5 protein-coding genes are annotated in these 8,322 nt (G+C 41.6%); all 5 read right to left on the reverse strand.

Annotated elements, in window-relative coordinates; all coding sequences use genetic code 11:
* On the reverse strand, nt 1–850 hold an 850-nt coding region (locus tag KPY62_RS13365; RefSeq protein WP_216583441.1), incomplete at its 3' end, for a histone H1-like repetitive region-containing protein.
* A 207-nt stretch (nt 851–1,057) separates the two neighbouring features.
* The gene (locus KPY62_RS13370) at nt 1,058–2,014 is read right to left on the reverse strand and encodes a RepB family plasmid replication initiator protein (protein WP_216583442.1); all 957 of its coding nucleotides are present in this window, start codon (nt 2,012–2,014) and stop codon (nt 1,058–1,060) included.
* 254 nt (nt 2,015–2,268) lie between these two features.
* Nucleotides 2,269–4,347, reverse strand: a complete 2,079-nt coding sequence (locus tag KPY62_RS13375) for a MobA/MobL family protein (protein ID WP_216583443.1) — start codon at nt 4,345–4,347, stop codon at nt 2,269–2,271.
* 328 nt (nt 4,348–4,675) lie between these two features.
* Nucleotides 4,676–6,076 carry a surface lipoprotein assembly modifier gene (locus KPY62_RS13380; RefSeq protein WP_216583444.1) on the reverse strand — a complete coding sequence of 467 codons (1,401 nt, stop codon included), beginning with the start codon at nt 6,074–6,076 and terminating at the stop codon, nt 4,676–4,678.
* Between the two features lie 95 nt (nt 6,077–6,171).
* Nucleotides 6,172–8,322, reverse strand: a 2,151-nt coding sequence (locus KPY62_RS13385; RefSeq protein ID WP_228730791.1) for a factor H binding family protein, incomplete at its 5' end; no start/stop codon positions are given.

The raw sequence follows: 8,322 nt of genomic DNA on the forward strand, positions 1-8,322 counted from the left end.
CAGCCTTTTCAGCAGCAGCCTTATCAGCGGCAGCCTTTTCAGCGGCAGCCTTTTCAGCAGCAATCTTATCAGCGGCAGCCTTCTCAGCAGCAGCCTTTTCAGCGGCAGCCTTCTCAGCAGCAGCCTTTTCAGCGGCAGCCTTCTCAGCGGCAGCCTTTTCAGCGGCAGCCTTCTCAGCGGCAGCCTTCTCAGCAGCAGCCTTTTCAGCGGCAGCCTTCTCAGCAGCGGCCTTCTCAGCAGCGGCTTTCTCAGCAGCAGCCTTTTCAGCGGCAGCCTTCTCAGCAGCAGCCTTTTCAGCGGCAGCCTTCTCAGCAGCGGCCTTTTCAGCAGCAGCCTTATCAGCGGCAGCCTTTTCAGCGGCAGCCTTTTCAGCAGCAATCTTATCAGCGGCAGCCTTTTCAGCAGCAATCTTATCAGCGGCAGCCTTCTCAGCAGCAGCCTTTTCAGCGGCAGCCTTTTCAGCAGCAATCTTATCAGCGGCAGCCTTTTCAGCAGCAATCTTATCAGCGGCAGCCTTCTCAGCAGCAGCCTTTTCAGCGGCAGCCTTCTCAGCAGCAGCCTTCTCAGCAGCAGCCTTCTCAGCAGCAGCCTTCTCAGCAGCAGCCTTTTCAGCAGCGGCTTTCTCAGCAGCAGCCTTCTCAGCAGCGGCCTTCTCAGCAGCGGCCTTCTCAGCAGCGGCCTTCTCAGCAGCGGTCTGCTCTGTTAGTGGGGGTAAATTTGCAGATGGTTTTGAGTGATGACCACCACTGCTACACGCAACAATGCCTAATGCCAAAATAGCGAGCGCGCTTACTTTTGATAAATACTTTAAAGACACTGTAATTCCCCAATCGATACATTTATGTAACATATATTACTTCATTGTATTCTAATTGTGTAAGGTATTACTGAACTATATTATATTTTTTTAAAAATTATATTTTAAATATCCGCTAAAGCTACTGAAGTACTATTTTTGGTGTTTTTAGGCTCTTATAGAATTAAAATACACCAAGTAAAATTAAATAGGTTTGACCGCATATACCACAAGACTAATTATTAACTAATAGATAAATAATTAGTCTTTAAGATACTCACGGATAGGACGTTTTTTATTAAAAAATTCAGGGTCTTTTTTAATACGACTAACCATTTCGTCGACCCATAAGGTGGGGTCTTGATTTATAGAGCTTGTCGGTGGAATCAAATGATTGTATTCACTCTTAAACCTCTGATTACGTGTGATGCGAGCAAGTTGTGCGTCTGTTAGACCGTCAACCGTGAACATATCAGCTGTGTGTGGATCACGTTTTTCTTCTAAAGCTTTTTTAGGCTTAATCTTAGGCTTCACAGTAAACTTCAAGCCAGTGACCGTACGACCTCGCTTGATGTTCTCATAAGTGATATTTATATCTGTCTTTTCGTTAATCTCATCAATCGCTGGCTCTAATGCACGAGCTTTTAAGTTATTTATTCGGTTATAGGATCTTGGCAAACCTAGCTCTAGTTTATAATCCTCTAACGTCATCTGAAAAGTACTCATACCTTCATATTTTTTCGCTATATGATATAGATCAATTGAATACTCACCTTTTAACAGTAAAACATTCTCTTTCTTATACTTAGTAAAAGGGTTTGATGCGTCAAATGCTTTAAGCATGATTAGCACTTCATCGGGAAAGCATACTGAGATGTATCCATCCTCATATACCGCCCTAATCACCCAAGTAACTCCAACACGTTTTCCTCGCTCGTTTACATAAGAAAACGAGCGATTTAATAAGTTTTTACTAGCTACTTCTAGTTGCTTATATGCCGAACTAACCTTAATACCGCATTCATTAGCAAATTGCTCAGCTGTAACCTCAATTGCATCTTTTTCAGAAGCATCGATCATTCTAGCTGTTGGACTAGCGAGTATAAGCAATCGCTTCTCATCCAATGTCATCTTATGGAAGCATTGTTCAATTTTGTTTTGCATCACAACCCAATTTTCAGGGTACTTTTTTTCATATGTATCAATTAAAGAACTCATAAAAAAACCTCATTATGCTACAGTTAAATAACTGTAGCATAATCTATGATGATTGTAGCTTCTAATTATGATTAACGTAGCTTTATCTATGATTAACGTAGCTTTATCTATGATGATTGTAGCTTTATAAGTCCTACACCCCTTTGAAACAAAGGCTCCCAGAGGGTCTAAAAGTCTTTAAAAGTAATTAAAAGTAAAAAATATGTTTTTGTTTTAATTAACTAGAAGAAAAAGCAAAAAGATGATGGTTAATGCTAACGTTTATAACTCATGGTATTAGATCGAACGGGTTGATTAACAGCACTCAAACCGTCATTTATAGCCTTCTGTTCATCGTTAGACAGCTCGTTGCCATAACTGGTCATAAAGTTATTTGAGGACACTTGTAGAGCCTCTGAGTGCGTTTGGCGTTTATCAGCTTCACGGATATCCTTTAGTCCTATCATTCCATTCTTAAGGAGCTGACAAGTCCGATTAATTTTGTCAGATTTGCACTTGATTGCTAGTGCTTTATTCTCGTCTGCGGTTGCCTCGTTATTGATGTAATTATCCAATTCTTTGAGGTAACTAGGTGCTGATAAGCTCTCAGCCGTCCTTCTGCTAACATCTGAAATATTACCTAAGCGATTTTTCATCGTGCTATCAATCGTTTTATAGCGATTATCCAATTCTTCGATGAAAGTGTCATAGTGGGTTTTGATAGCATCGTACTGGTCACGCTCTGCCTTCGGATCACGTAGTAAGTCCATGATCGCCTTGTTCTCTTTGAAGAAGGGAGAATCAAACGTATCGCCTAGTCTTTTATGATATTCACGATAATCTTCGCTACTGGCTTTATCCAACTTAAATTTATCAGCAAAAGCATCGAGTAAATCACTTTGACGATAGTCATACTTGTTAGGGTAGTCGTCTGAGCTTTCACGCCAACCAACTATGAGCCTATTATCTTCTTTATGTCGCTCTAATAATTTGTGTGCATAGCCCAGTCTTATATGTCTAATTTGTTTATTAACGCTCTCAATTCTTCCACTGTAGTATCTCGTTTTTCTATCGTAGTTTTCTGCTGCTGTATCAAATTCTCGCTGCTCTTTAGCGATGCTAGCAGCTCTTGCTCGTCGTGCGTTGTCATCGAAGGGGCTTGGGGCAGTGGCAACTGCGTTAGCTCGGTCTGCAATGAGTCGATTAACTGCTTTTGCTTGCTGATCAAACTCTGCAACGCTTTCTTCTCTTGTTTTAAGGTCAGGTTCTCTTGTTCCAACGAGTCTGAGGATTCGCTCAGTTCTCTTAACCGCCCATTCAGCGTTTCTTGAGTTGCGCCCACTTCTTTTTGAGCTTCCCTCAATAACTTTACTGATAGCTTGATCTTCTCTAACAGCCCATTCAGTATCTCGCTTGATTCTTTCGATTCGCTGTTGGCTGTCATCAAGGCGTTTGTCGATCTGTCGATGTCGATTAGTCGCCCACTCAACTCGTTCAGTTGCCCACTCAGTATATTCAACGGTGTGTCGCTCATCGGCTGCCTTCCGGTTGCTTTGTTTGGTAAATTCTCTGCGCTGATTAATCACATGAATGGCTCGGTTCTTATTGCCATTTTCTGTGTTTATGCCTTTGCGTTCCATGTTGGTGGCATCAACGCCCATTTTGACTGTTGGTAGACGGTCTATGCCCTGAGCTTTAAAACTGCGGGCGTCTAATTCCATAACATCAAGTCCGACCAACGCCTTGTTTGCCATGTCTACCCATAACTGGCGAATGTCTTTGATTTCTTTGATAGACGACTGCAAGCCTTTGGTTTTACGTTTATCGTTTGACCACTCAAACGGTATCTTCAATTGCTTATCAAAGAATAGCTCACCGTCTGCGCCCATCTTTGCCTCTCGGGTGGTCACTAAGATATGAGCGTGGTAGTTACGAGGGTCTGCGCCCCTAGCCACTTCTTTTTTGCTAGGTGAATGAATGGCACAATCGGCAATGATGTTGTATTTATCCGCTAAGACTTGGGTGAATTCATGCGCCAGTGCCTTGCGTTTCGCCTCGTCCAATTCATGAGGCAGATTAATCAGCCACTCTCTGGCAACTCGGCTATCGGTTCGCCCCTCAACGTGTTCGGCTTTATTCCAAATCTCCTCACGGCTGACCATTAAGCCTTTGGCTTTTAGCGCAGTCGGCAAAATAATATCCGCACTCATCACCCCTGATTTTTTTGAGTAGTCGTGGCTCTTATCGTAGCGCTCATCTTTGAGAATCACACCGGCACGATAAGCCGCAGAAGCAACCGCTGATTGCCCTGCTTTTCGGGATATTGCTTTGGTCGCAATGTGGACTATTGCCATAATCAGCTACCGATGCTTTACTGTGTTAGCACCACGCTTTTGGTGGTATTTGGGGCTTGGGGTTTCCCCAACGAAAAAGGATTCTAGAGATTCAAGCATACCGTAGGGAGCGCTGAATATCTAGAGTCGTTATTTCGCCCTTAGTCAGGGAGACTCAACCATCTCACGTTGGAAAAGGTTTAGTCTTGTGATTGTGGTTTAATTTTTTTGCTACACTTATTATAAGTAGTTTCGATAGAGGGGAATACGCTTTAAGCCTTATTAAATTTAACAAGACTTAAAGAGAATGTAGATAGAGGGATTAATTTTTTATTTTTATATACAAGCACTAAAAATATTTATCTACTTTTACAGATAATGAACTATTACTACGCTCATAAAGTGGCAAGTTACTATCGATTTTCTGATACTCGTAGTTCAGTTTTGGTGTGAATCCATACCAATTCAAATTCTTATGCCCTAGTGTTGTACTAAATTGATATTCATCGTCTTTACGCTTTTCGCCATAAAAGAAATTATCTTCTTTAAAATCTCGCTGAGCGTAACGAATACTGCTTCTCACACTAATCCTATCTCCAGAGAATACCATTCCTCCGCGTAAGCCTTGACGATCTGATGATTCAGCCTGATCCGCTAAGTCATCACGCATGACATCAGCGCCAGCATAAACCAGCCATTTAGGCTTTGGTTGGTAAAGAAAAATCCACGCAGTACTATTAGCATGACCATCGTAGTAATTGGCTAAGTCATCGTCTTCATAACGCTTTTGTAAATGCGAGACACTACCAGAAATTTGCCATTGATCTGACATTTGTCGATTGTATTCTAACGTCGCTGCATAGTTCTGATTATATCGACTTCCGCCTAGCAAATTTTGCTCAACCATCGTAATAACACCCCATGATTGCTTGATGTCTTTATAACGATAACCTAAATTCGCTTGTAGTGTCAGCTCACTATAATCACTGTTGTCCCAATAGTTCACGCCCCCTAAATCTACGTCTTTATAAATATAGTGATTGCCCTTAATGTTTTTCTCTTGTGTAGCCCCGACGTTATAACGTATGCCATGTGCTTTTTGTGGTAATGAATCCTCACTACGGATAAACGTGGCTTCACCAAGCACTAACTCTTTTAAGTCAGATGCCTGATTGACGTTATTAGTGGATTCATAACTGAAGTTTAATGTAGGCTTCCATTCTTGAGATTTCTTGATATTTCCTAAAAGTTGGCTAACCAAAGCTTGTAATGCTGGCGCAAGATAGGGCTCGGCTGTCTCTAGTTGCACTTTTGCTTCAGTATAACGCTTGTCTTCATATAACATCATTGCCAAATCAAACCTTGGATAATGTAGATTGGGTTGACTCTCTAAGAGTTGCTGATATAACGCAATGGCTTCTTTTTGGCGACCCTGATTTCGATATAGTGCCCCTAATCCATAATCATATAAAATTGGATCAAAATTAAGTGTTGTACGATATTGAGCCAATAGTCCTTCTAGCATTTGCCAGTCTTTGCTTACAATGGCGAAATTGATGTGTTCTTCTAGACTGCTACCTTCTGCTATTGGTGCAACACTTGGCGCATTAAGACTAGGCTGGTTGAGTAACAACTCTGGTTGTACCTGCGGCGTCTTTTCAAAGAACACGGTTTGGGTGGGTGGTGATTCTTGAGCAATGGCTGTGGTAGATAGTGCAACAGAACATGCTATATAGAGCTTTTTTCTCATTAGCTTTTACCGATATGACGAAAAAACCGTTTGAAATATAGACTAAATACTTCAAACGGTTTAATTTATATATTTATTTAAGGATAAGTTTTCTATTATTTAGAAATTTCACCACGAGTTCCGCCTAATCCATATTCAATCTTGTCATTAGTATTTCTATAACCACTACCTTGATTCATCTCTAAAGAACCTGCAATTTCTTGTGCTTCTGTGCCATAAAAACCAAGGTTATATTTACCTAGTGTTCCATTTAAGGCTGTTGCTGAGCTACTAATACCTATGACATCGTTACCCTTTAAATTGATTTTAGCAATTTTGCCTTCATCTAGTGAAATCTTACCACCATACTCAGCTGCTTTTAGCAAAGAGCCTGAACCAGTCCGTTTTGCGAAATCGACATTATAATTAAGATCGAATTTGTCATTTACATGTACGCCTAAGCCAGTATAAGTTGCCTTTCCTATCGTAGGCATAGCGACTGCTTGCGTAGAAAAACCAGCTACATCTACATTATACGGATAAGGGTTTCCTACAAGCTGATTTACATCATCTTTAATGTCTGTAAGCAGCCAAGTGCCAACCACCATCGAATAGGGTTGTTGATAAATATAGTTCCATCCTTCCCGTAAACTATATTGATCTTTATCATTTAGACTATCTTGACTGATACTCTCAGTGCTTAATCCATTCCAGCGTTGAGCAAGATCATTACCAAATGCTGCTATTTTAACTTCTGTAGCTTGTGTTAGAGCGGCATTTTGCAGCGCCTCTTTTAACTCAGATTTTGGAGCATCCAGTTGCGCTGTAGCGACAAGTTTAGCGTGAACATCTGTTAAACCAATTGCTGTTCCCGTTGCTGCAAGTTTGGCGAGATCGTCTGCTTGGGTTTTCACAGCAGCTTTTAATGCTTCGTCAGCAGTTTCCTTGTTAACGTTAGTCTCAGCATAGACTTGTGCACGTTTTTCGGTTAAACCTGCTTCAATAGCTTGACGTTTTAATAAGGCTTTCGCATCTTTCTGACCACCGAAACCAACGTTATAAGTGTTTCCAGCTGTAACGTTACTAGACCCTGTTGACATAGATTTTACTGTAGCAGTCCCAGCAATTTCTTCCGCTTTTGGACCAAACAATCCTAAAGTATAGTTACCATTACTTTCTGAAACTATATCATTAGTTCCAGACCAAACGCCTGATACACCAACTGCAGATTTACCGCCAACGTTAACTTTTTTTAGATCGCCTTCATTCAGCTTTACATTGCCAAACTCATTTTCCCAACCTGTGATTTCCCCTGATCCTTTGCGTTTATCGAAATCAATCAAGTAGCTAAGCTCGGCATTGTTATCAATTGATGAAAATGCCGAGCCTGTATACACAGCTTTACCAACACTTGGTACATTTTGTTCTAGCGTAGCCAATCCTGCTACTTTTTCTAAACCAAAATTACTAGAAGTTTGCGTACCGTTATAGTTATCAGTAGTAGTAGTCATTGTGCCACTACCTACAACAACAGAATAAGGTTGATCGTAAGTTTTATTAAGTGAGGATTCAGTTTTAGTCTGAGTGACATATCGAGAACCATAAGGAGTTTGTATGTATTGACTGCTTGAACTCTGTGAAGTAACTTTATTATCAGTGGTCAGCCCATTTGCATATACACCACCTTTGTCCGCTATCACTGCCTTAGAAACTTCAGCGTTCAACGCTTTAGCGATACTTGTATCGGCAGTGTTGACATTATTATCCGCAAACTGCTTAGCACGATCAGCATTCAAACCAGCAACTTGAGCTTTTACTACAAGTTCTGACTTCTTAGTCGCAATACGTGTATTTTCCGCCACGATACTATCTAGTGCTTCCTGTGCAGCTTTAGTTTGAGCCTCTTTGTTTGCTTCAGCATAAGCTGCTGCTTGTTCAGTGCTTAATCCTGCATCTTGAGCTTTTTTATTTAATGCTAGACGATTGGCTTCGATCTTTTGTAAGCGTTCTTTCTCAGCAGCAGCCTTCTCAGCAGCAGCCTTCTCAGCAGCAGCCTTTTCAGCAGCAGCCTTATCAGCGGCAGCCTTCTCAGCAGCAGCCTTTTCAGCGGCAGCCTTCTCAGCAGCGGCCTTCTCAGCAGCAGCCTTTTCAGCAGCAGCCTTATCAGCGGCAGCCTTTTCAGCGGCAGCCTTTTCAGCAGCAATCTTATCAGCGGCAGCCTTCTCAGCAGCAGCCTTTTCAGCGGCAGCCTTCTCAGCAGCAGCCTT

Source organism: Psychrobacter sp. TAE2020, assembly GCF_018919485.1.
Classification (GTDB): Bacteria; Pseudomonadota; Gammaproteobacteria; order Pseudomonadales; family Moraxellaceae; genus Psychrobacter.

Excerpts from the sequence above, each read along its gene's own strand:
- KPY62_RS13370 (WP_216583442.1), bottom strand. The coding sequence starts at position 2,014 with ATGAGTTCTTTAATTGATACATATGAAAAAAAGTACCCTGAAAATTGG.
- KPY62_RS13375 (WP_216583443.1), bottom strand. The coding sequence starts at position 4,347 with ATGGCAATAGTCCACATTGCGACCAAAGCAATATCCCGAAAAGCAGGG.
- KPY62_RS13380 (WP_216583444.1), bottom strand. The coding sequence starts at position 6,076 with ATGAGAAAAAAGCTCTATATAGCATGTTCTGTTGCACTATCTACCACA.